The sequence below is a fragment of the Scytonema sp. PCC 10023 genome (assembly GCF_963920835.1).
Taxonomy (GTDB): Bacteria; Cyanobacteriota; Cyanobacteriia; order Cyanobacteriales; family Nostocaceae; genus Kalymmatonema.
Genome location: NZ_CAWUDP010000003.1, coordinates 62026 through 84631 on the forward strand (window position 1 = coordinate 62026; position 22606 = coordinate 84631).

22 protein-coding genes and 1 pseudogene are annotated in these 22606 nt (G+C 44.1%); 11 read left to right on the top strand and 12 right to left on the bottom strand.

Features of this window, described 5'->3' with window-relative positions; all coding sequences use genetic code 11:
• Window positions 1–1151: 1151 nt before the first annotated feature.
• Window positions 1152–1724, bottom strand: coding sequence for a response regulator (locus ACM0OZ_RS02855; protein ID WP_414581322.1), 573 nt, complete (start codon window positions 1722–1724; stop codon window positions 1152–1154).
• Window positions 1725–1925: 201 nt separating this feature from the next.
• Here ACM0OZ_RS02855 and lipA point away from each other — a divergent pair, with 201 nt between their 5' ends.
• Entirely contained in the window at window positions 1926–2831 is a 906-nt protein-coding gene (gene lipA / locus ACM0OZ_RS02860; protein WP_414581323.1) for a lipoyl synthase, read from the top strand.
• 194 nt (window positions 2832–3025) lie between these two features.
• The gene (locus tag ACM0OZ_RS02865; protein ID WP_332995331.1) at window positions 3026–3190 is read left to right on the top strand and encodes a photosystem I protein PsaX; all 165 of its coding nucleotides are present in this window, start codon (window positions 3026–3028) and stop codon (window positions 3188–3190) included.
• Between the two features lie 102 nt (window positions 3191–3292).
• On the opposite strand, the gene ACM0OZ_RS02870 is transcribed toward ACM0OZ_RS02865, so the two are convergent.
• On the bottom strand, window positions 3293–4159 hold the full coding sequence (locus ACM0OZ_RS02870; protein WP_414581324.1) for a branched-chain amino acid ABC transporter permease: 867 nt from the start codon (window positions 4157–4159) through the stop codon (window positions 3293–3295).
• A 95-nt stretch (window positions 4160–4254) separates the two neighbouring features.
• On the opposite strand from ACM0OZ_RS02870, the gene larE reads away from it, so the two are divergent.
• From larE to ACM0OZ_RS02885, 3 genes and pseudogenes are all read left to right on the top strand, one after another.
• Window positions 4255–5085 (top strand): ATP-dependent sacrificial sulfur transferase LarE, encoded by an 831-nt coding sequence (gene larE, locus ACM0OZ_RS02875; RefSeq protein ID WP_414581325.1) that lies wholly within the window; start codon window positions 4255–4257, stop codon window positions 5083–5085.
• Window positions 5086–5109: 24 nt separating this feature from the next.
• Window positions 5110–5349, top strand: coding sequence for a hypothetical protein (locus tag ACM0OZ_RS02880; RefSeq protein ID WP_414581326.1), 240 nt, complete (start codon window positions 5110–5112; stop codon window positions 5347–5349).
• A 287-nt stretch (window positions 5350–5636) separates the two neighbouring features.
• Window positions 5637–6029 (top strand): annotated as a pseudogene (locus tag ACM0OZ_RS02885) (Uma2 family endonuclease); the annotation flags it as partial.
• A 31-nt stretch (window positions 6030–6060) separates the two neighbouring features.
• Here the strand turns inward: ACM0OZ_RS02885 and ACM0OZ_RS02890 are convergent.
• From ACM0OZ_RS02890 to ACM0OZ_RS02900, 3 genes are all read right to left on the bottom strand, one after another.
• Window positions 6061–6264 (bottom strand): DUF6887 family protein, encoded by a 204-nt coding sequence (locus tag ACM0OZ_RS02890; protein WP_069349347.1) that lies wholly within the window; start codon window positions 6262–6264, stop codon window positions 6061–6063.
• Window positions 6254–6391, bottom strand: a complete 138-nt coding sequence (locus ACM0OZ_RS02895) for a DUF6888 family protein (protein WP_414581327.1) — start codon at window positions 6389–6391, stop codon at window positions 6254–6256. The genes ACM0OZ_RS02890 and ACM0OZ_RS02895 overlap by 11 nt, the downstream gene beginning before the upstream one ends.
• 203 nt (window positions 6392–6594) lie before the next feature.
• Window positions 6595–9510, bottom strand: a complete 2916-nt coding sequence (locus ACM0OZ_RS02900; RefSeq protein ID WP_414581328.1) for a pentapeptide repeat-containing protein — start codon at window positions 9508–9510, stop codon at window positions 6595–6597.
• A 131-nt stretch (window positions 9511–9641) separates the two neighbouring features.
• Between ACM0OZ_RS02900 and ACM0OZ_RS02905 the strand changes: the two genes are divergently transcribed.
• Window positions 9642–10025: a CU044_2847 family protein gene (locus ACM0OZ_RS02905; RefSeq protein ID WP_096561414.1), complete on the top strand. Its 384-nt coding sequence runs from the start codon at window positions 9642–9644 to the stop codon at window positions 10023–10025.
• Between the two features lie 63 nt (window positions 10026–10088).
• Here ACM0OZ_RS02905 and ACM0OZ_RS02910 read toward each other — a convergent pair whose 3' ends face one another.
• The 5 genes from ACM0OZ_RS02910 to ACM0OZ_RS02930 form a co-directional block, all read right to left on the bottom strand.
• Entirely contained in the window at window positions 10089–10382 is a 294-nt protein-coding gene (locus ACM0OZ_RS02910; protein WP_414581329.1) for a DUF5615 family PIN-like protein, read from the bottom strand.
• Window positions 10379–10573 carry a DUF433 domain-containing protein gene (locus tag ACM0OZ_RS02915; protein ID WP_414581330.1) on the bottom strand — a complete coding sequence of 65 codons (195 nt, stop codon included), beginning with the start codon at window positions 10571–10573 and terminating at the stop codon, window positions 10379–10381. The genes ACM0OZ_RS02910 and ACM0OZ_RS02915 overlap by 4 nt, the downstream gene beginning before the upstream one ends.
• A 475-nt stretch (window positions 10574–11048) precedes the next feature.
• Window positions 11049–12530, bottom strand: coding sequence for a Rieske 2Fe-2S domain-containing protein (locus ACM0OZ_RS02920; protein ID WP_414581331.1), 1482 nt, complete (start codon window positions 12528–12530; stop codon window positions 11049–11051).
• 230 nt (window positions 12531–12760) lie between these two features.
• Window positions 12761–12898, bottom strand: a complete 138-nt coding sequence (locus ACM0OZ_RS02925) for a hypothetical protein (RefSeq protein WP_414581332.1) — start codon at window positions 12896–12898, stop codon at window positions 12761–12763.
• A gap of 58 nt (window positions 12899–12956) precedes the next feature.
• Entirely contained in the window at window positions 12957–14639 is a 1683-nt protein-coding gene (locus tag ACM0OZ_RS02930; RefSeq protein WP_414581333.1) for an FAD-dependent monooxygenase, read from the bottom strand.
• A 433-nt stretch (window positions 14640–15072) separates the two neighbouring features.
• Here ACM0OZ_RS02930 and ACM0OZ_RS02935 point away from each other — a divergent pair, with 433 nt between their 5' ends.
• Both ACM0OZ_RS02935 and ACM0OZ_RS02940 read left to right on the top strand, forming a co-directional pair.
• On the top strand, window positions 15073–16233 hold the full coding sequence (locus ACM0OZ_RS02935; RefSeq protein ID WP_414581334.1) for a sensor histidine kinase: 1161 nt from the start codon (window positions 15073–15075) through the stop codon (window positions 16231–16233).
• Window positions 16234–16241: 8 nt separating this feature from the next.
• The gene (locus ACM0OZ_RS02940; protein ID WP_414581335.1) at window positions 16242–16904 is read left to right on the top strand and encodes a response regulator; all 663 of its coding nucleotides are present in this window, start codon (window positions 16242–16244) and stop codon (window positions 16902–16904) included.
• A gap of 14 nt (window positions 16905–16918) precedes the next feature.
• On the opposite strand, the gene ACM0OZ_RS02945 is transcribed toward ACM0OZ_RS02940, so the two are convergent.
• Both ACM0OZ_RS02945 and ACM0OZ_RS02950 read right to left on the bottom strand, forming a co-directional pair.
• The gene (locus ACM0OZ_RS02945) at window positions 16919–17056 is read right to left on the bottom strand and encodes a DUF5615 family PIN-like protein (protein ID WP_414581336.1); all 138 of its coding nucleotides are present in this window, start codon (window positions 17054–17056) and stop codon (window positions 16919–16921) included.
• Window positions 17057–17301: 245 nt separating this feature from the next.
• Window positions 17302–18486, bottom strand: coding sequence for a CapA family protein (locus ACM0OZ_RS02950; protein ID WP_414581337.1), 1185 nt, complete (start codon window positions 18484–18486; stop codon window positions 17302–17304).
• A gap of 186 nt (window positions 18487–18672) precedes the next feature.
• Between ACM0OZ_RS02950 and ACM0OZ_RS02955 the strand changes: the two genes are divergently transcribed.
• The 3 genes from ACM0OZ_RS02955 (at window position 18673) to ACM0OZ_RS02965 (ending at window position 22602) form a co-directional block, all read left to right on the top strand.
• The gene (locus tag ACM0OZ_RS02955; RefSeq protein ID WP_414581456.1) at window positions 18673–19497 is read left to right on the top strand and encodes a CheR family methyltransferase; all 825 of its coding nucleotides are present in this window, start codon (window positions 18673–18675) and stop codon (window positions 19495–19497) included.
• Window positions 19498–19566: 69 nt separating this feature from the next.
• Window positions 19567–20151: a chemotaxis protein CheB gene (locus ACM0OZ_RS02960; RefSeq protein ID WP_414581338.1), complete on the top strand. Its 585-nt coding sequence runs from the start codon at window positions 19567–19569 to the stop codon at window positions 20149–20151.
• A gap of 165 nt (window positions 20152–20316) precedes the next feature.
• A complete protein-coding gene (locus tag ACM0OZ_RS02965; protein ID WP_414581339.1) occupies window positions 20317–22602 on the top strand; it encodes a response regulator in 2286 nt (761 codons plus the stop codon).
• The last annotated feature ends 4 nt before the right edge of the window (window positions 22603–22606 follow it).

The window sequence follows — 22606 nt, forward strand, 5'->3', positions numbered from 1 at the left end:
AAAATCATTGTTTTTCATTTATGAGTTTACATTTTTGCTGATTCAATTATCAATTTTTATTTGCATAATAACTCGCTACACGAACCACAAAATTTCCTATAAGCGATTGAGGAACAAAAAAGGGCAAAACAGTTCGGTTTCGCTCTTTTTAATGGTCGTTTTCAAGTGAGAACAGAGTCGTTTACGGCTCTTTCAGGGAAAGCTTCAGTAAGCTGAGATTAATATTGGAAATTCATTTCATAAATTTTCTTCAATTGCTATATTTTATGAGTATTTTTTCCATACCTTCAAATTATGTTTATAGCGATGCCTAAATTGGCATCTGTCCTAAGTAGTAATTTTTTGATACAGGCAAGTCAGTATATTCTAAGCTTTTACTAAATTAAAAAATTTCTGATATCTAAATGAAGATACTTAAAATTACAGAGAGTTTCATGACTTAGATTTATTAGATATATGAGTTTTATTTGAGTTGTAAAATTTATCAACCGCTCCTGAGCCTTAGACGCACGGCGTGCCGTAGGCTAGAGCGCCAAGAAAAGAGGGAATTTTACGTAGCCTACGGCAGCCCGTAGGGCTTATGATTTGGGATTGCTATATACCACCTATGAAGATATACTCAAAATATAATATTAATATATATATTCTTATTCACTTACTTTCAGTGACTCTGTGCAGTCTCGAAACTAGAAACCTAGGTGATTACGGATATTTTTAAATAGAAAAATAAAAAAAGATTGCCAAAAAAAGTGTTGGATAAATAAAAATATCGTTAAACACGACGAACATTATCCCAATGCTTCATTATAACACTGTATGCAGGGTGTGATAGTAAATTTTGTCTAGCTTCTACTAAGTAGCCATCATGAACTGCGTACACCAGAACAGATGAAAATTTATTCTTTCTTCTGCATTCTGAGTTCTGAGTTCTGAGTTCTATTTTCAAGTCAGGTCCGATAAATAAAGTTAACTCGTCAAACTGTCATGATAGAGCCACAGCGCCTTTGGGGAGGCACTCCGTTGGGCGGGCAACGCCCGACTTGAAGGATGTGCCGTGGTTCCCCCCGAGTCCGGCAAGTAGCGTTCATTGGCAAGGGTTTGCGGCGTTTTTAGATTTCTTAATGTAGTTCTGTTTGTTTCTACTTATCTACTTATGTGATTTTCTGTTTAATAAAGGTGATGACCTGAGCTAACTGTTTCTTCAAACTATCTATTTCTGCCTGCATTTTAGCAACTTTCTGATTTAATACCTGAATCTCAGCAGCTGATGCTCCTTCAGCACCAGAGGTGGCTACTATTGCACTATTTGCAGCTGCTGCTAAGAGTTGAGTAGGTTCTTGGCGCGGCTGTTTAGCCTTTGTCATTGCTGACTTAATTGCGTCAATAAGTTGCTTTTGGTCAAAAGGCTTTGCGAGAAATTCAAAATATTCAAAGGGTTCTGGTATTTTCTCCGTCACCTCTTCTTTACGACCAGAGATAATAACTAGGGGGATTTTCCTGAGAGTTGGTTGGGATTGAATCTGCTGAAAAACTTCCCAACCACTCATTTTAGGTAGTAGGAAATCCAGCATGATCAGGCTAAATTTTTCCTGACGGATTAAATTCAATCCTTCTACACCATCTTTTGCTTCCAATACCTCGAAGTTGCCGGGTGGCAACATTTCTCGTACTTTTACCCTGACAACTGTAGTGTCATCGATAACTAAAATTTTGTGACTTGCCACGACTGTTTGCTCTAATAAAAACTTTAGGTTGACTTGGTAGTTTCGCCACGTAAGCTCAAGAATTCTCCCACTATACTCAATGTTTCTTTTAATTGGGGGAGAGTAATTGCCAGGAGAAATGACAGTATTTGATGTATTCTGTCCAACTTCAGCTGCTGAATTTATGTCATGGTGATATTTAAGGCAAGATTTGAAAGATAAATGACTTCTTCACAACAGGAACAACTTAAGTCTGAAATTACGGCAATGCCAAGGTGGTTGCGTCGCCCAATTGGCAAAGCCAGCGAACTTTCTACAGTACAACGTATTATCAAGCAGCGCCAAATTCATACAATTTGCGAAGAAGGACGTTGTCCCAACCGGGGGGAGTGCTACTCCCAAAAAACAGCAACTTTCTTACTCATGGGCGCTACTTGCACCAGGTCTTGCGCTTTTTGTCAAGTAGATAAAGGTCATGCGCCCATGCCTCTTGACGTTGAGGAACCGCAAAAGGTGGCACAAGCCGTGCAGCTTTTAGGATTACGTTATGTTGTGCTGACTTCTGTGGCACGAGATGACTTGCCAGATAAAGGTGCAGGTCATTTTGTCAAGACAATGGAAACAATCCGCCAGTTTAGCCCAGAAACTCAAATTGAGGTGTTGACACCAGATTTTTGGGGTGGTGCGGGTGCAGGAGAGCAAGGTCAACGCGAGCGTATACATGAGGTTGTGCAGGCGAAACCAGCTTGTTACAATCACAATATTGAGACAGTGCGGCGCTTACAAGGACCAGTGCGCCGGGGAGCGAAGTACGATCGCTCGCTCTTTGTCCTGCAAGTTGTCAAAGAAATCGATTCTTCCATTCCCACCAAGTCAGGTCTGATGCTGGGACATGGGGAAACAGTTGAGGAAGTCATTGAAACAATGGCGGATCTGCGCAAGGTGGAGTGCGATCGCATCACAATTGGTCAGTATATGCGTCCTTCCTTGGAACATTTGCCCGTCCAAAAATACTGGACACCAGAAGAATTCGATGAGTTAGGCACAATAGCACGGGAAATGGGATTTAGCCATGTCCGTTCTGGTCCTCTCGTTCGCAGTTCCTATCACGCAGGAGTTGAGGACTAAGGGGGTGTATGCCTTAGGGTGCAGGGGTAGGAATTCATCAGACCCTACACCCGCCTAAAAGCGGCTTGGTACTACATTTTGTTTATTTTTGCCCAGTTGCGTGCAAAATCCTCAAAAATATTCTTAAAGAATCTGGCTATATATGACGGCTCTTTGGTATTTGTTAATAAGTCTTTAAAATAGGAGAGAACAGAATGACTACTGAAGCCAAGTTCGCACCTGCTGACAAAAAAATTGGCACAGATGTTGCCAAAACCGGAGCTAAGCCTCCTTATACCTTTCGCACTGCAATTAGCCTTCTTCTACTAGCAGGCAACATCCTGGTGGCAGCGATTTACTTCCATTTGATTAATCCATAATTGCCATTTTGATGTCACACTTGGGGAGTGGGGACTGGTTAGTAGTTAGTTGTAAATTTGACTAACGACTAACAATTCCCAATCCCTGTGTTCTGGTGTTGCTCAAATTGTGCTTCTGAACAAACCTTTGGGACGAACAAGGAGCACCAAAATCATAAGTAACAGCGCTACACCTTGTTTGTACTGAGAACCCAGCAAAGGAGTGCTGGCTTCCTGGGCAATACCAATGATAAAAGCCGCTACGATCGCACCGTAGGGGTTGCCAATTCCTCCCAAAATGATTGAGGCAAATAAAGGTAAAATTAAGAACCAACCCATATTTGGTCGCACAGCTGTCAACAAGCCGTACATACTGCCACCTAAAGATGTCAAAGTACCGGCAATCACCCAAGTCCAAAGGACAACTCTGTCTACATTGATACCAGAAACCCTAGCTAAATCCAAATCATCAGCAACTGCTCGCATTGCCTTACCAATTTTGGTGTTTTGCAAAAGGTAGTGCAGTACCACAATTGCTAATACTGCTAGAAACAAAACCAACAACTGATTTTGCGGGACTTTCACGCCCAAAATATCCATAGCAGGGGTGACAGGTAAATTATAAGTTTTGTTACTACCGCCCCAGATGAGGATAATGCCATTGCGAAGGAATAAGGCAAGCCCGATAGAGATAATAATAAAAGTGGTGGAAGTCGCACGGATAGAGCGCATCCGCGACCAGAGTAACTTTTCAGACAACAGCATTGCTGCTACCGTTCCTATTGCAGCCACTACCATAGACAGCCAAATATTGACACCAAAGGTATTAACCAGCAGCGTTAGATAAGCCCCCAATGTCACAAAGTCACCGTGAGCAAAGTTAGATAACCGTAAAATTCCATTGATAAGCGTAAGTCCAACTGCTGCTAAAGCAATAATGCTCCCCACAGCAATACCGTTAACTATTAATTGAGCAAATTGTGCATTCATAAATCTTTACTTGGTTTTCAGTAATTATCTAATTCCTTGATTGCCCCTCTAAAATGGAATTCATGGGGTGCTATGCCGTTTCGGCAAGATTGGAAATGATGCTAACAGAAAAACTTGAGCAACTAAAAGCATTATTTGTAGAAATGGAGCAGGCAATGATCGCCTACTCTGGTGGAGTGGATAGTACTTTGGTCGCCAAGATAGCTTATGATATTCTGGGCGATCGCGCTTTGGCTGTGACAGCTGTTTCTCCCTCACTATTACCAGAAGAGTTGGAAGACGCCTCGCTTCAAGCAGCAACGATTGGGATTCCTCATCAAATCATTCAAACCCACGAAATGGAAAACCCCAATTATACCTCCAACCCTGTAAACCGCTGTTACTTTTGTAAAAGTGAACTGCACGACACTCTCAAACCCTTGGCTATCAAATTGGGTTATCCATACGTAGTGGATGGAGTGAATGCTGATGACTTACATGATTATCGCCCAGGAATTCAAGCGGCAAAAGAAAGAGGTGCGCGATCGCCTTTAGCAGAAGTTGGAATCACCAAAGCTGAAGTCCGCCAAATTTCTAAAGAACTTGGTTTACCTTGGTGGGATAAACCCGCACAACCTTGTCTGAGTTCACGCTTTCCCTACGGCGAAGAGATTACCGTAGCCAAGCTGCAACGAGTTGGTAGGGCAGAAATTTTCTTACGAAAGTTAGGTTATCAGAATTTGCGCGTGCGTTCCGAAGGAGAGACAGCACGAATTGAATTACCACCAGAACAAATCAAAGAGTTTGTGCTGAAGATTGATTTGCCATCTGTCGTTTCCGCTTTTCAAGAATTTGGTTTTCTCTACGTCACATTAGATTTAGAAGGTTATCGCAGCGGTAAGTTAAATCAAGTGTTGAGTCGAGAAACTTTGGCTGTTAAAGCATAAGATACTAGAGGCGATCAGGTCTACATGAACACTGTAATTACACCAGAAAGAATCGAGTTGCCTCCTGGCGCTGTCTTGAAACTCTTGGGAAACTGGCAAGACTACCAAAGGCTGCTCTTACAGTTGGGCGATCGCGCTGTACCTCGCATCAAATACCGACATAATGAGATTTTCTTGATGGCTCCTTTACCTGGGCATGGGAAAAAGGCAAGTTTAGTTGCATTGGTAGTGATAACTCTGCTTGACCACTTAAACCGAGTATGATAAAAATTTACTAAAAATCTAGTCTAATATAGCCTTATATTTACAAAAAAAATGCTACTCTAAACTAGAGCGTTCTAATTGAACTACCTCAAAAAAGATTAAGCCGACCTTAATCTAAAACTAAAAGTAATCCCAAATCAACTAACTAATTGTGGAGGGATAGGGGGTGTCTGGTAGTACATCCAAGGCAAATAACTCTGCTATTCAAGCGTGTAAATGCTAAAAGTGGAGTTGCTTAAACCCGTGTGTAGTAGTCTGCCTATATTTGACTATGTAAAACGGAACTATACGACTCATTTACACCCATTACTATGAGCTTGAGCGAAGTCAGCGGCATTGAACCTGACTATTGCTTTTACATTGAGAATTGGCAAAAAGTTCAAGGCAAGAATCGCATCGACTGGCAGAACGATCCTCCCCCTGATTTGGTTATTGAAATAGATGTCACTAGTTATACAGATATCAATGATTATTTACCCTATCAAGTGCCAGAGGTTTGGCTGCTAAAGAATAACCAGTTACTAGTTTATAGATTGCAGGGCGAGAGTTACGTACTTGCAGAAAGTAGCACATACCCTAATGTTTCAGAAATTGTGCAGCAATGTCTGCAAATTGCAAGTGAGCAGACGACAAGTGAGGCGATTAGGTGGTTAAGAAACTTTTTGCGTGGACAACAGTAGACATGGTTGGCGATCGCGCTAAACCTAGGTTTCAAAGTTCTCCATTAATCTTGCGTCGGAAAACCTCCTCCATTTGTCGCTGTCCTTCTTCGGTGTAGGGAAAGTTATACCAAGTTGCTTCGGAATCAGGACTACGGCGATTAAATAAAGCCTCAAGCGCATCCAAATCATCTCGATGTGCAAGCACATATGCTCTCAGTTCTGCCCAAGACATTTTTTCAAAATCAGGTTTCATTGACAAACCTCCAGTTTCCGTCGCGTGCTATTTGAATTTGAATGTTTTCAACAGCCAGAATGTATATCTCTCCTGTTCTGTCATTAAAACGGAATAGTTGGATGTCTCGATAGTAGTTCGACAACATCTGGCAGACTCTGATACAGGCAAAGCCTTGTTCAACAGTTGGTAAAATAGTTCTTCCTCAATTGTGACATAGCTATTTTGGCATTGCGATGGGCAAAGCCCCGCCAAGGGCGATCGCATTTCCTCAAAGCAGTATAAAGGCGATCGCCTTTCCCAAAAAGCAGTATTAGGGCGATCCCATTTCTCCATCATCCAACCATCCCATCACTCTGTATCTGACGCTAAGCCTAACTCTTTGCGAAAATCCTCATCGTATTGTGCGTACTGCCAATTCTTCGCAACTTTAATTTGCCTGGTAGTTAAATTTATCGCACCGTTGAAATCACAAGCCATGATATCAGCATCATTAAGTTCAGAAAACTGAAGATTTGCACCATTGAATTTGGCACCTATGAGTTTCGCTCCACTGAAGTTTGCAGTGCTGAGGTTAGAATCATCAAGATTTGCACCGCAAAGGTTAGAATCACTAAGATTAGCTCCACTTAAATTGACTTGGCTGAGGTTTGCTCCACTCAAATTAGCCTTGTTGAGATTAACTTTACTGAGATCACTACTACTGAGGTCGGTTCCAATCAAATTGATTTCACAAAGGTTTGCGTTTGAAAGATTAGCCTGAGTGAGGATGCTGCCACAAAGATGACATCCACTTAGATTTACATTCCTAAGGTCGCATCCACTTAAATTTACTTCACTATTCTGAAATGCCTGCTCGCCCTGCTCGATATACGCTCTGATTAATTTACTTCCGATTAGCGTTATCCCTGTTAAGTCAGATTTTTCGATATGAGTATTAATAAAATTAGTGTTGATAAAATTTACTCTTGTTAAGTCAACTTCATCAAAATAAGCACTATTAATATTAGTATTAGCAAATGTGACTCCAGTGAAACTTCCTGTGGAAAAGTGAAATGAGTTTATCTGAACTTCATTAAATATAGAATTGATTAAATCAGAATCCTGTATATGTATTTTCTGAATACTCGCTTTACTAGGATTAATCTCACTTTCAAAGAGGAATTCTTCCGCCAAACTTGACAGAGGAAAGCTATCAGCGTGTTTTTCTTGAAAATCCTTTGCTTCTGCCAAGCGTAATCCTGGAAAAAGGTAATCTTTTCTTTTCCCCTTATCTAGCCACTCTTGTGCTGCTACCTCTATTTTTCGCTTTTGTCTGAGGATCTCTCGATTTTCATCAAGCCATTCCCGTAATAACGACCAATGACGAATCAAAGCTTCATGGGCAACATCGACCACCGCAACTCGCTGAGTTTCTCCCCTCTTCGCGACCATCTCAGTGGTAACGATGAGCTTTTCATCTGCTAATCTCTGAACCACTTCATTAATTAGTTCCTCTGGATAGCGTGCATTTACTAAATCTTGTTTTAATATCCGCCTGCGCGTGTCTTCCGTTCCTTCTCCCAACTGCGTTAGAGACAGAAAAATATACCGGACTGTTGCCTGTTGCTGTTCAGGAAATGAATTATACACCTCTGTCGCACGTTTACGTAGCGTCCCCATCACGCCACCAAGTTGAGCGTAGATGTTGACGCGCAAACAATTATCGGTACGCTGCTTCCATAATTCCGTCAAGGTGTACTGCAACAGGGGCAAACTCCCCGGAGCATTTTCCACATCTGCCAACATTTGACTTACCAGTTGCGGTTCAATTTTCAGTTCTACTAGCTTTGCTGGTATCTCTATTGCCCGTTTTAACTCTTCTGAGTTCATAGGTGTAACTGTCACCAGGTTTTGCTGAATCTGCTGTGCCAGTCCGCTATACTCTTGCTCTGCACACTTGCCAAAAAAATCCGCCCGCATCGTTAGCACCAAACAGAGTTTATCGCCTGTCCTCTCCAAAGCACCCAACAGGCACTCAAAAAACTGCTGTCGTTCTGTGATGTCTTTGCACAGGGTAAAGGCTTCCTCAAATTGATCCGCCACCAGTACCACCCGCTTGGTGTTAGCAGCGTTAATCAGTTGCCCTAAACCAACCGCTCCCTTAGCAATCAATTCCTCAGCTTTTGCTAACTGGGATGCCCGCTCAATATCTGATAACCCCGAATCCAGAAAGGCAACTGTTAAAGTTTTGAGGGGATGGTCACCCGGTTGAAAAATCCTGATTCGCCAAGTATCACTGCCAGACAACCGCCGCCCCAGGGTAAGCTGATAAAGTAATCCTGCCCTAACGACGCTCGACTTGCCACTTCCTGATGCTCCTAGCACCGCTAGGAAATTCCCAGCTCGCACTTTTTCTAAGAGTTGGTCAGTGAGTGCTTCCCTTCCATAGAAATACTTAGCATCTTCCTCTTTCCAGTCGAAGTAAGCCAAACCTCGATAAGGGCAAATAGACGTTTCAATTGCATGGCTTTCCTCTACTGGAGGTGCTTGCCAAGTGCGTGTCAAGTTAATTGCACCACCGGAGTTAGCAAATAGGGGACGCTGAGGGAATGCTTGTAAACGTTGATTGAGAACATCAATTATAGTGTAATTTGTTACCCATATGCCGGAATTGCGTTTGGGGTCAAGTGCTTGCAACAAAGCGTCCGTCAGCACACTATGATTGCTACTAATCGTCTCATAAGCGACCTCAAACTCTCTTGAAGCAGCTATGAAGCACCTATCCCGTCCTTTCCCCCTATCGCCCGGATCTGCTTCGGCAAAATCCAGTAACTCACCACTGTAACAGCAATCCAACCAGATAATCTGCTGTCTGATTGGACTTTCTTGCATGAGTTCGCGCAGCCATTTTAAGCGAATCCCCCAGTTTCCCAAATCAGGGTTTACATCGCTGGTAGCCAGAAAGCCTTCCTGAATTCCTTTATTTTTACGCAGTCCATGACCGGAAAAATACAGAAGCGCAGTATCTGGAATATTTTTGCCTTCTGGCTTAAACAGTTGGACTATCGCCTCTTCTAGCTGAGTTAAGGAAACTTGGGTTTTTTGACCAACCCGAATTGTGTTATTCTGCTTATCCTTGACACCGGGTAGGCGCTTGACGTTAAATTCGCCGTAATCTTGTAAAAGAGTGGCGATCGCCTCTGCATCCTGTGCAGGTGCTGTCAAATTACTTAATCGCTCATAACTATAGGTATTAATCCCAACTACTAAAGCGTCCCGACTCATAAAAGACAGCTTTGCTCCAGGTTTACAGAGTTTTCACTGAACGGATACAACATCCCAAATAATATTTCCAAATATACATACTGAGTTATTGTTATAATCTCTAGATTGCTTTTAAATTAGCAATTCCTGCTATGACCAAACTCACACCCATCCAGCTAGATGACAACACAATTATCTACATTGAAGCTACGGACGACGTAAACGTTCCCTTAGTCATCACCGAAGAACCCGCAGACGAAGAGGAAGAAGCACTGACTTACAAGGGAATGAGTCCTGAGGCTGTGCGAAAGCAAATGGTGCAAAATTTTCAGATCATTCAAACCACAATTCGTGCTTACACTGTTTGTAGCTTGAATGCATTTAAACAACTTCCAATCCCTGGCGTAAACAAAGTTACTTTAGAATTCGGCATCGAACTGGGTGGAGAAGCAGGCATTCCCTATGTCACAAAAGGCACTGCTAAGAGTAACTTGAAGGTTACAGTAGAGTGTTCGTTTTCTAACCCAATAACATAGTCTATTCCTCAGTGGCACTAATCGGCAATGCACGAATGCGAATGCGACTTTGCTCTAGAATAACTACACTACCTGTTGTAACGCTTCTTGAACAGAAACCAGATTTGCCAATAAAATTGCTAGCTGTCTCTCGGGACGGCGTTCCCTACTGTGACGGAACAAAATCACCGATGGCTTGCTTTCCTTTCGCTGTGCTAACAAAGTGCCAAAATCCGTGTCGGCTGCGGCTGTTGCGAATACCTCTGTGTTTGACGCTGCTTGCATTCTGTAGTCACGGACATGGACTGCATCATAACCTGCCTGTCGAAGCCCTTGTGCAATTAGAGGCGATAAGGCATTGTCTACCAAAAATTTCATGGGTTAATTAACAATGGCAATTCACGTTCAGCAACGGCGGCTGCGGCGTAGTGTAAAGCCTCTCTAATATCTTCCAATTCCAAATCTGGGAAGGCTTGCAAAATTTCATCCTCTCGCATCCCCTCGGCAAACATTCCCACCACAGTAGCTACAGGAATCCGTAACCCTTTGATACAAGGAACACCAGCCATTTGATTTGGGTTAACAGTGATGCTTTGTGAATTTCATGAGTTTTGAGGATATTCAATAGTTCTAGATTCAAGATAAGCGATTGGGTGAATGCCATCGTATGTTTGTTTCTACAAATCTGTCTAGTTGTAAAAAGCCTACGTGAGGATAAATTGCGGGGCTATCTTAACCCATTTACCCCCTTTTTAGAGTGCCGCAGGCGGGGGGATCTTATCCGAACCGTATTAACTTTGTTGGCACAAGCCTCCGCAGGACTTACGGCACGGCTGCACCTGTACCGTGCGACCTCCAAAGGAGGCACGGGCACGCACTCGCGTTCGGGGAATTCAAAATTCGCATTCCGGAGAAATTCAAAATGGAAGGCCCCAAAGGATGAATCCGGGGGCTTGAATAATTAGCTTGTGCTTCTTTTCTTCTCCATGACCGCGCATTGGGGGCTTGTAACCTTGAATTACGAATTAATAATTATTCGGTCAATCAGTCATTGCGAGCGTGTTCAAACTCGTACACATAGAAAAGGCGACTGAATTTTTTCAGCAAATATCCGACTGTTGCAAATGCAATCGTACCTGCAAACGCCCACCAAAAGCCTACAGTCGGAAAATATGTGAAAAACGATGTGGTTGTTTGCTCGACAGTCGCAACCCCTGCCTTGATGGCTATAGCGTGCGAATCCACAAGAACGCCCAGACTAAAACATACAACAGCAGCTACATACGCCAGCACAGTCAGCCGATTAATATTTTTCAGCGCATCCTGACAGACTTTACAGTGTTGAGTGTGGGTTGTCCATACATCAAACAGCTTCTGCTTATCTCGCTCGGCAGGAGGGAGTTGAGTACTACATCCCGAAGCCCACGGAATGCCTTTAGAGGCTCGCGTTTCCCACCATTTACGAAAGACAATTACCATCTTATCTTGGGGATTGGGTGTATAAACAACTTCCTGCCATTTACCCGTTTTGCGTTGGGCTACAATTTTCTCCTGGTAATGTAGGAAAACCAAATCTTGATGCAGGAACTTGGAACTGAGCACATGACCCAACCAAACAGGTATCTTTAGCCCAAAGAATCCTAAACCCCCCGCAGTCTTACCCGCCTCATTTTTGATTAATACCTGGGATTGAATATGGCGACACCATCCAGGGCGGCTCGGAGTAATATATAAACCGACGATCAGTTTCGTGCCATCCTTGAAGGTTGAGGTAATTCTCAAGTGACAAGGTGGTTGAAAATCGTAAACCCATTGCTCAATATTCGGAGCAGTGGGCGTAACTTCAAAGGAGAATCCTTCCTCGGTAGACATATCACGAACGCGAATCATGTCGAAGTATTTGGCATCTTTATATCGGTTGCCAATAATACCGTGGTGTGCGACAGGCACATGAGCGGGGTCCATGACATTTTCCATGAAAATGTCCCATCCATAGGGAAGGTCGCGTACATTCTCAAACAACTGTACTTCCTTCTCTGAGTAATTCTCAAGTTCTGGAATGAGTCGCGGTGTCCGCAATTCACTCTCTAGCTGTGCATTGTCACCAGACTCTGCCCATACCCACAATAACCCCTGGCGTTCCTGCGTTGGATAGGCAATAGCACACGACTTGGGATTTGAGCAATGCTTTGCCTCTGTCTGCTCATCTTTCGACTGGGGAATGCTGACGCAGTTGCCATCTCCATTAAAGCGCCAAGCATGGTAAGAACATAAAAGCGTACCATCAGATTCCACGCGACCTTCAGAAAAAGGTGCTAATCGGTGGGGACAAGCATCTTCAAAGCAACGCCATTTGCCGGAACCATCACGCCACAGGACAATCTCCTTACCCAGTAACTGCATTGCATGGGGACGAGAAGAGTCTAGAAAGTCTACAACAGCTATAGGATACCACTGCTTTGTCCATTGGTATGTTCCTTCTTCCTCTTGAAATTGCTCAATAGCATCGCGTTTTTCTGTAACCATAGATACCTCCTGGCCCTTTCTGAGGGCTTTTTACTAATTCAACTTCAGATTGTTGTTTAAGAATTTACAAACAACGAACGTGGCTAAACACAGCCCTTATATAAGTACGCTATGTACTGACTACAAACTCTGCAGTACTCTCTGACAAATCTATATAGTGCCGAAAGTGACACCCTTCTTTTTGAACCACTTACGGAAAATAACGAAAAGCGATGTCTGACGACAAGCCGCTACGCGTCTACGCTCGGCAGATGATACTCCGCTTGTAAATCCAAAGGTAGACGTAGTGGTTTTTGGGATTCCACAGCTTCAATGTCTTGATCAATAATCGTATGTGTGAAATCTTTGACCTTTATGTGAATTTTCACAACTCAAATAGGACTCCCACACCACAGGTTTTTAAAGGTAACCTGCGGGTGTTTGAGTTTATGAAACACGACTCTCTAGTGTTCTGGACTTTATTGAGCTGAGTGTCTGCGATTTGGAAGATGACTGGGACGAATTCTCATGAAAAGCCCCTCTAACTCGGTCAATTAGCGCCTCTGAGTCAACAGGCAGAGTGTCACCTCTCCAAGCTACGTGTCCATCAGGTCGTACTAAGACATAAGCACGCTCATAAAGCTTGGCAATTTCAGGCTTATTGATGTGCTCAATCATCAAAGGCACTCCTTTTTCCTGACAAATCTTTGTTAATGTTTCCACTCCCTGCGTTGAGTGAAAGCACATTAGTACAAAAGAACGACCAAACAAATCCAAAGTAGATTTTCCAGGTTCCAACCAAGCATGGGGTGCCCGATTGCCAGGGTAACTATTTTGTTGCCACTCAAAGGGGTCATCGCTAGGAGGTGTACCGTCAGAGATGATGGCAGGGGACTCATAGCGGAACCCGAAGTGAACTCCAGGCGCGTCAAACTCGCGCTTGACATTACTACGCTCCATGCCAACAGCCATCTCTTTGCGGATTTGTTCGCCCTCTTTTGAGTCACTCATAATGACTGGAGGGATGGCGCGTTTCTGGGTGCGTTGCAAATTGGCGTTTGCCGCCTCAAGGTTTCGCACTGCAATCGGACGCCGTTCAATTTCATAAGTGTCTAGTAAGTTGCTCCCAGCCCAGCCTTTTATCGTGGCGGCTAGTTTCCAACCCAAATCAGGGACATCACCCATGCCAGTGTTCATTCCAAAACCGCCAGAGGGTGAAAGTGTATGAGCGCTGTCACCGACGAAGAAGATATTTCCCACTCGGTACCTCTCTGCTACTCGGTGGGTGAGACGCCATGGAACGTTGGAAACAATCTCAAAAGGGGTATCAATTGATATGGCGGCACGGATGGCAAGAGAGGCGTCACGCACACTCCCGTCTTCTCGTGGCTTCAAAATTAAGCGATACAGTGAGTCTCCGTCTACTGCTCGCAATGGTTCCTGAACAATTGGGTTGACCAAATAATAGACCATTGCATGGTTTTTTCCCATCACAGTTGCCAGTTCAGGTGCTTTGAACACAACACTCTGAAACGCCTGGGTAGGGTGGAAGGTAGGAGCATCAACACCACAAGCCTTACGTACCGTACTGCGAGCACCATCGCAAGCTACCATGTATCGGGCGTGGATGACTTCTGTGCTTTGTGTTTCTAGGTTTGTGACATGGGCGATGATGCCTGAATCTTTCTGCTCAAAACTATCTAAGCGAGACATCAGCCGAACTGCTCCGTGTGGATATACTCCCAAGAAATTTAGGAATACCGGAGCGAACCAGTTTTGGGGACATACCTGCTCTGGCTCTGGTGTGTACTCAGGTAGTACACCTTCGGCATACGAGGGAAAGTGGGCTCGGTATATTTCGTGTCCACCAACAGATGTTACCCAGGCAATATCTAGAGTATGGTCGCTAGGCCAACCAGCATTGCGTATTTGTTGAGCAATACCCCAACGGCGGCAAAACTCCATTGAGCGGGGTCCAACTGTACTGACTTTGGGATCACTAACTACCCCATCAGTCTGATCTATAAGAATGCAATCGATACCTTGGTAGCGTAGTTCCACCGCCATCGCTAAACCAACAGGTCCGCCACCAACTATTAGTACATCTGTTTGAATCTTGTTGTTGTTCATGGGATTTCTCATCCTTGAAAATTTGGTTGTTATTAGGAACAAAAGTTTTTGGACTTAGTGGTGTATGAACTCTCTCTACAAGATGCTACGCAAACTGCAAAAGCCGATGCTTAGACTTCTTGCTGAGTAAAAAGTAAAATTAGACCGACAAGGCATTAAATTCTTCTGTCCCTGAACGAGAACAAGTTTATCTTAGGCGTTTCCCCTTGCTGGAAGCGTCTGAAGAACGTCTCATTTTTTATCTCAACGAATTTAATAGCCAATCTACGACTTTCGTTGAGATGATTGCCAAATAGCGACGAAAGGGGCATAGCAGGAAGAAACTATTAACTAGTATTTTTGAAGAAAATCTTTGTGTGGCGTTGATTCTATGCTGTCTTCTCTCAAATTCCAGCGCAATCCATTTCAGTTTTTGATATATGCCGAGTGGGCCATGCTTGCCAGCTGTGGTTCCTTCGCCCTATTGGAAGCGACCGCTGGGCTGCGATCGCCCCTCGAGCACATTTCCATTTTGGTGTTGCTTTGCCTTATGGGGTGGGTGCTCCCAACGGGCAAATCGCCCGTCAAAATCCTCTACACATTTGGCGAAATTTGCTTAATTTTTTACGGAGTAACACAGGGATATCTCCACATTTTACCCACGCTCTACCTGATTGTGTTTATTCGCAGTTGCTTCTTATTTGGCACAATTGGTTGCTGGATAGTTGGCGGGCTGTCATTTATGCTGTTTTTTGTCCATCAGATCCGCTACGTGCTGAATATGACAGCACTTGTACCCCAGGTGAAAGAGGAGCTGTGGATGCATATGGTTACCGAAACGCTGATGTTTGGGTTAGCGCTGTTTCTGGTGTTCATGCTAGTCAATACACTGTTGTCTGAACGTCAGGCGCAGAAGGATCTGGCGATCGCGCATCAGCAGCTGAGGCAGTATGCTTTCCAGGCAGAAGAGTTGGCTGCCGTCCAGGAGCGCAATCGGATTGCCCGTGATATTCATGATTCTTTAGGGCATGCACTGACGGCGCTAAATGTGCAGCTGCAAACGGCAGTGATCCTCTGGCAGCAGGAGCCAGTTCGGGTTGAACCCTTTTTGCGGCAAGCTCAACAGCTGAGTGTGACCGCCATGCAAGAGGTGCGGAAATCGGTGAGGGCATTACGAGAAGATAATGCGCCAAAGCAGCCCCTTGTAGAGACGATCGCCTCTGTAGTCGATGATTTTCGGCAGGGAAGCGGCATTGAGACGCAAATGCAGATAATAGGGCACAAGGACGGTGTGCCTGTTTCGGCCGTGATCGTGAATGCACTATACCGAATTGTTCAGGAAGCGCTGACCAATATTTATAAGTATGCTCAGGCAACAGCGGTGACAGTAAAAATGGAGATAACGCCCGAAATCGTGCGGCTGAGTGTTGTAGATAATGGATGTGGGTTTGATCAGGGTAACTCCATTAGGACAGGATTTGGACTGCAAGGAATGCGGGAGCGAATTGCTGCACTGGGGGGCACGTTTTTCCTGGAGACAGAACCGGGAAAGGGGTGTCAAATTGGGGTGGAAGTACCTCTGACAACTACCGTATCAGAAGTGCCATCTAACTAGTCAATATTATGATTCGTGTGTTAATAGTGGATGATCAAAGCCTGATTTGCCAAGGACTGAAAACAATGCTGGAGTTACAGCCAGATTTGCAAGTAGTTGGCATTGCCAGCAATGGCGAGATGGCGATTGAGCAGGTCATAGCCCTTGAGCCTAATTTGGTGCTAATGGATCTGCGAATGCCGTTGATGGATGGGAGAGCCGCAACACGAACGATCTGCGAACGTTTTCCTAATGTGAAAGTGTTGGTACTCAGCACGTTTGACGATGACCAGTATATTGTCGAGTCGATCCGAGCAGGTGCTAAAGGCTATCTGCTCAAAGATATGCCCGTAGACGAGTTAGTGCAAGCAATTCGGCTAACGTGTCTGGGTTATGCTCAATTGGCTCCAGGGTTGTTGAACAAATTGATGAAAAATCCTTTGGGCATCACTAAACCCACTGCTTCGTCAGAATTAGAGAAGCTGACGCGGCGGGAGCAGGAGGTATTGCAGTTGATTGCTCAAGGAAGCACAAATCGAGAAATTGCTGTGCAGTTATTTATCACCGAAGGCACAGTAAAGACTCATGTGACGCATTTGCTCAGTCGGCTCGATTGCAAGAACCGCGCCCAGTTGGCGATCGTCGCCAATTCGATCTTTGGGACTCACGCTACTGAGCAGTCTGCTACTTAATCCTGATTACTGAATTAGTGATCTAGTGTTGCTGTTGCGAATACCTCTGTATCTGAGGCTGCTTGCATTCCGTAGTCACGGACATGGACTGCATCATAAGCTGCCTGTCGAAGCCCTTGTGCAAGTAGAGGCGATAAGGCGTTGTCTACCAAAAATTTTATGGATTAATTAACAACGGCAATTCACGTTCAGCAACGGCGGCGGCGGCGTAGTGTCAAACAGAAACCGCCAATGCTTAGCGTAACAGACATCTTGCACCATTCTCAATAACATAAGGGTGGGCACTGAACATAAACGACTTTCATCGTTTTCAAGCCTTGGAGTGCAGTGCCCACCCTACATCCTTCTTAGCGCCTTAGCGCCTTTGCGCGAAATTCTTCTTAAACTTCCTAGTTCCTTATTCCTTATCCGCCACTAAATTACTATTTTCTACGACAATTTCACCTTTTTTGTTAATCTTGACCTGATCGTTGGGAAAATCTTGACTAATTAAATAACGCAAGAGTCCCACTGTCCGGAAACGCTGATCAATGTGGGGAATTCCCTGACGATTCAGGTGAACGGGGATAATTTTACTCGACACCAAATCTCCGTTGGAGTTGAGTTTGGCTTCTAAAATCATTGAGTAGGCAGTTTGGGCGGTTGTGGATAAAGTTCGGTATCCGAGAAAGTTTCCTAAAGAATAAGCAATCAGTTTTCCATTATACATTTCAAGCGCTCTGGGAACATGAGGACCATGTCCGATGACTAAATCTGCGCCTGCATCAATCATGTTCCGCGCAAACTGGATAGAATTGCCTCGGTTTTCGCCATAGAAAAACTCAGTTTTATCTTGAACACGCAGTGCGCTTGTTCCCTCAGCTCCTGCATGCATCGATACAATCACAATACTTGCCTGTGTTTTGGCTTGTTGTACCAATGCTTTGGCTGTTTCTAAATCGTGAATAGAATTATAAAATTCGTAAGGGGCAAACCCAATCATCGCAACCGGAACATTATTCACTTGTAACAAGAGAATTTGATTTTTGTGACCTAATGTTTCGATGCCAACACCCTTGAGATTCTTTACTGTGTCTTGGAACCCTACCATACCAAAGTCCCGTGCATGGTTGTTCGCAATATTCATCACCTTAAACCCAACATCAGCAAAAAGCTGGGCGTAGCTTGGTGGGGAGCGAAACGCAAAAACTTGTCCTTGGCTGATATCTTTGGAGCTGTAGGGGTATTTTGTTAAGCTACTCTCAAAGTTACCAAATAAAAGATCGGCTCTTTGCAGATATGCTCTCACCGAATTTGGTATAAGCTGATTGCGATCGCTTGGAAGTCTGTAGTTAGGGTAATTTGTCCCAGGAATAACATCTCCAACGGCTTGAACAGTGATGGTGTCTGGAGACGCGTTCTCTGGTATGGAGAACTGAACTGGTACTGTATCTGTATCTGCGTTGAGATCTGTAGATGTCGTAGCAGCATTTGTTCGTTGCAATTGCCCAAAGCGGAGGAATAATCCTATACCAATGCCTAGGCAAAAACAGAAACTGATAAAACCGAGTGGTAGTAATCTCCCAAGCTTTTGATTTGTCATAGTTGCACTCCTCACAATATGGCGCAAGTATATCCTAGAAGTGTTAAATGTCAATGTATACTGGGAGTTATTTGCAACATAATTTTTGAGGAATTGCGTTTGACAGCAAACCTATACTTTGTTACAAGGGATGGGCAACTCGAAAGGTTAAGGTTGGGCAACTGCGATGATGAAATAGATATCTATATGCTTAGAGAGCAGCTCGAGGACATTGAAATTAAATTGCTATTAGAAGGAATATATCGTTACTACGGGTTTGATTTTAGAAATTATGCCTTAGCTTCACTCAAACGGCGAATTTGGAACGTCATTCAAACCGAAGGTTTAACCAGTATTTCTGGACTGCAAGAAAAAGTTCTCCATCACCCTGAATATATGGAGAGATTTTTGTACGCTCTTTCGGTTAACGTCACTACCATGTTTCGTGATCCCAGCTTTTTTCTAACATTTAGAAAAAAAGTGGTGCCCTTCTTACGAACTTATCCTTTTATTCGCATTTGGCACGCTGGATGTTCCACGGGTGAGGAAGTTTATTCTATGGCAATTTTACTACACGAAGAGGGGCTTTACCACCGTTGCCGATTGTATGCGACTGATATCAATGACATGGTATTACGAAAAGCAAAAACTGGAATTTATCCACTAAATTTGATGCAAGGTTATACTCAAAATTATTTACAAGCAGGTGGCAAAAAATCTTTTTCTGAGTATTACACAGCAGCATATAATAATGCGATATTTTCTTCATATCTTAAAGAAAATATGATTTTCTCACAACATAATTTAGCGACAGATAATTCTTTTAATGAATTTCATATTATTTTGTGTCGCAATGTCTTAATTTACTTTAATCAATCTTTACAACACAGAGTTCATAATCTTTTTTATGAAAGCCATGTGAAGTTTGGAATATTAGGTTTGGGACGCCAAGAAACCCTTAAGTTCACCCCGCATGAGCAAGACTATGAGGAGTTAGAAGGTGGAGAAAAGCTTTACCGCCGGATTCGGTAAAATGATGAATGCTCAAGAAATTATGATAAAATCTCATCATTTATAATTGATTCTAATTTCTCATTCCTAATGGCATTTCAACTGGTTGTTGTCGGTGCATCCTTAGGAGGGTTACAAGCCCTTGAAGTCTTACTCGCCGGATTGCCCAAAAACTTCCCAGTACCTGTGGCAATTGTCCAACACCGTCACAAATCTTCTGATGATAAATTGAGAATGATGTTGCAGGAGTATAGTCCTTTGGTTGTCATAGAGCCACAAGATAAAGAAGAAATTGTGCCTGGTTGCATATATTTAGCTCCAGCAGATTATCATTTGATGATAGAAGCGGGAAGTGACTTGCTTCCTTATCCTAGCTTTTCTTTATCTACTGATGCTCCTGTGACTTATGCGCGACCATCAATAGATGTGCTATTTGAAACCGCTGCAGATACTTATGCCGAAAAATTGATTGGAGTACTCTTGACAGGAGCCAACCATGATGGTAGTGGAGGAATGGCAAAAATCAGGGCACGCGGCGGCAGAACTGTGGTAGAGGAACCTTCAACAGCAGCTTGTCCGACAATGCCAAAAGCGGCGATCGCCCGTGGTGTGGCTGAAAAAATTCTACCTTTAGCAGAGATCGCCCCGTTTTTAGTGAAAATTTGTAATTTTTGATAAAGTTCTTTGTGAATTCTTCATACAAGAAAGCTTTGAACTCTAACCATCAATAGTAGACAAATTTATGACTTAAGATAGTGGGAATAGAATAAGCGCAAGCGTCACAGTCAATAGGAAGACGTGAAAACGCCTTAATATATTTCCTAAAGCATACAGATAAAAATGTCATTTGAACCGAAAGTTAACGTTCTGCTGGTAGATGACCATCCAGAAAATTTGTTAGCCCTGGAGGCAATTTTAGAGAGCCTGGGTCAAAATTTGGTCAGAGCGACATCAGGTGCAGAAGCACTGCGATGTTTGCTCAATCAGGATTTTGCTGTGATTCTGCTCGATGTGCAGATGCCAGATATGGACGGGTTCGAGACAGCAACCCTGATTCGACAACGAGAGCGATCGCGCCATACGCCAATTATTTTTCTCACAGCATTTAGCACCAGCGACAATATGGTGTTCAAAGGTTATTCCATTGGTGCTGTAGACTACCTCTTCAAACCCATTAATCCAGAAATTTTGAAATCCAAGGTAGCGGCATTTGTTGATCTGTTCCAGAAAACCGTCGAGGTGAAGCGACAAGCGACACAACTGGCAGCAATGAATAAGGAACTCAGGAAGCGTGAAGAGATGTTTCGCTCTTTAAGTGCTTGCTCGCCAGTAGGCATTTTTCTCACAGATACATTAGGCAAATGCACGTATATTAACCCTCGCTATCAAGCAATCTATGAAATGACGCTTGAGGAGAGTTTAGGCGACGGGTGGACGCAAGGAATTCATCCAGAAGACAGAGGACGAGTTATCGCCGATTGGTATGCTGTATCCGCTGAAGGTCAGGAATACACAGGAGAGTTTCGCATACTCACGCCTACAGGCATTGAGCGTTGGGTTCATATGTCTTCGTCTCCGATGCTTTCAGATAAAGGCGAAGTCATTGGTTATGTAGGCACAATAGAAGATATCACAGAGCGCAAACAAGCACAAGAAGAACACATCAACTTCATCCGCGAACAAACAGCACGACAAGAAGCTGAAACAGCAAACCGCCTCAAGGATGAATTTTTAGCAACCCTTTCCCACGAACTTCGCACACCCTTAACTTCAATACTGGGTTGGGCGAGACTGCTGCGCCAGCGAAAATTGGATGAAAAAGCCGTTGAACGCGCCTTGGAAACAATGGAACGCAACGCTAATTTGCAGGCACAACTCATTGACGATATTTTAGATGTCTCGCGGATTATACGTGGCAAGCTGCATTTGAATCTAAGTCCCGTTAACTTAACATCTCTGGTTCCAACAGTTTTAGATAGCGTGCGCTTAGAAGCCCAGACAAAAAATATTGAACTTGAGTTTCTCATTGAATCCAGCAATACAGGGGATAACCAGACAACAGCACACACACAACAGGACACGCTTAACTCTGGCTTTGTCGTTTTTGCCGATCCAAACCGTTTGCAGCAAATTCTTTGGAATTTATTGAATAATGCGCTCAAGTTCACACCTCAAGGCGGAAAGGTAGAGGTGCGATTGTCTGTCAGTAGTCCTGAGTCTAGCTTTGAACAACTTAGCACTCAGCAACGTCAATTGTCTGAACGGCAACCTTCCCAGGGGAAAAATTCCTCAGTACTGCTTCAGGTGAGCGATACAGGGAGTGGCATCAGCCCAGATTTTCTTCCTCATGTTTTTGACCGCTTTCGTCAAGCTGATGGCAGCATCACCAGAAACCAAGGTGGGCTGGGACTAGGACTAGCAATTGTACGTTATCTAGTGGAAATGCATGGCGGAAGCGTTTATGCTCAAAGCCCCGGAGTAGGACAGGGAGCAACTTTTACCGTGAGGCTGCCGCTTGTAGATACAGAGAACCCAGAAGAGGAGGGGGAGAGGGGGGGCAAGGAATTAGGGGAAGTCAGTAGAGATAGGGACGTGGGAAGATGGGATTGGAAGACTCACGCACAAGGTATCACCCCATCCCCCTCATCCCCCTCATCCTCCTCATCCTCCTCATCCCCCTCATCCCCCTCATCCCCCTCATCCCCCTCATCCCCCTCATCCCCCTCATCCTACCTCCTCAGGGGTTTGCAAGTCCTGCTCGTTGATGACGATACCGATACACGAAATTTCGTTACCACTGTGCTGCAACAATTTGGGGCGACAGTGACAGCTGTCGCATCAGTACGAAAAGCACTTCGCGCTATCGAAAAATCGCTGCCTGATGTCCTGGTGAGTGATATTGGAATGCCAGAGGAGGACGGCTACACCTTAATTCGTGAAGTGAGAAACCTGGAACCCGAAATAGGAGGGCAGATACCAGCGATCGCCTTGAGTGCGTATGTCAGAGAACAAGATTGTACGCGAGCATTGGAGTCAGGCTTTGAGATGTACGTCACCAAGCCAGTAGAACCAGCTAAGTTGATTGATGCGATCGCAAAACTCGCACAACGCAACTGTACAGTTTAACAGT

Coding starts and splice junctions, on each gene's coding strand:
- lipA (WP_414581323.1), top strand. CDS start 1,926: ATGACTTCTTCACAACAGGAACAACTTAAGTCTGAAATTACGGCAATG.
- ACM0OZ_RS02865 (WP_332995331.1), top strand. CDS start 3,026: ATGACTACTGAAGCCAAGTTCGCACCTGCTGACAAAAAAATTGGCACA.
- ACM0OZ_RS02870 (WP_414581324.1), bottom strand. CDS start 4,159: ATGAATGCACAATTTGCTCAATTAATAGTTAACGGTATTGCTGTGGGG.
- larE (WP_414581325.1), top strand. CDS start 4,255: ATGATGCTAACAGAAAAACTTGAGCAACTAAAAGCATTATTTGTAGAA.
- ACM0OZ_RS02880 (WP_414581326.1), top strand. CDS start 5,110: ATGAACACTGTAATTACACCAGAAAGAATCGAGTTGCCTCCTGGCGCT.
- ACM0OZ_RS02890 (WP_069349347.1), bottom strand. CDS start 6,264: ATGAAACCTGATTTTGAAAAAATGTCTTGGGCAGAACTGAGAGCATAT.
- ACM0OZ_RS02895 (WP_414581327.1), bottom strand. CDS start 6,391: ATGTTGTCGAACTACTATCGAGACATCCAACTATTCCGTTTTAATGAC.
- ACM0OZ_RS02900 (WP_414581328.1), bottom strand. CDS start 9,510: ATGAGTCGGGACGCTTTAGTAGTTGGGATTAATACCTATAGTTATGAG.
- ACM0OZ_RS02905 (WP_096561414.1), top strand. CDS start 9,642: ATGACCAAACTCACACCCATCCAGCTAGATGACAACACAATTATCTAC.
- ACM0OZ_RS02910 (WP_414581329.1), bottom strand. CDS start 10,382: ATGAAATTTTTGGTAGACAATGCCTTATCGCCTCTAATTGCACAAGGG.
- ACM0OZ_RS02915 (WP_414581330.1), bottom strand. CDS start 10,573: ATGGCTGGTGTTCCTTGTATCAAAGGGTTACGGATTCCTGTAGCTACT.
- ACM0OZ_RS02920 (WP_414581331.1), bottom strand. CDS start 12,530: ATGGTTACAGAAAAACGCGATGCTATTGAGCAATTTCAAGAGGAAGAA.
- ACM0OZ_RS02930 (WP_414581333.1), bottom strand. CDS start 14,639: ATGAACAACAACAAGATTCAAACAGATGTACTAATAGTTGGTGGCGGA.
- ACM0OZ_RS02935 (WP_414581334.1), top strand. CDS start 15,073: ATGCTTGCCAGCTGTGGTTCCTTCGCCCTATTGGAAGCGACCGCTGGG.
- ACM0OZ_RS02940 (WP_414581335.1), top strand. CDS start 16,242: ATGATTCGTGTGTTAATAGTGGATGATCAAAGCCTGATTTGCCAAGGA.
- ACM0OZ_RS02950 (WP_414581337.1), bottom strand. CDS start 18,486: ATGACAAATCAAAAGCTTGGGAGATTACTACCACTCGGTTTTATCAGT.
- ACM0OZ_RS02955 (WP_414581456.1), top strand. CDS start 18,673: ATGCTTAGAGAGCAGCTCGAGGACATTGAAATTAAATTGCTATTAGAA.
- ACM0OZ_RS02960 (WP_414581338.1), top strand. CDS start 19,567: ATGGCATTTCAACTGGTTGTTGTCGGTGCATCCTTAGGAGGGTTACAA.
- ACM0OZ_RS02965 (WP_414581339.1), top strand. CDS start 20,317: ATGTCATTTGAACCGAAAGTTAACGTTCTGCTGGTAGATGACCATCCA.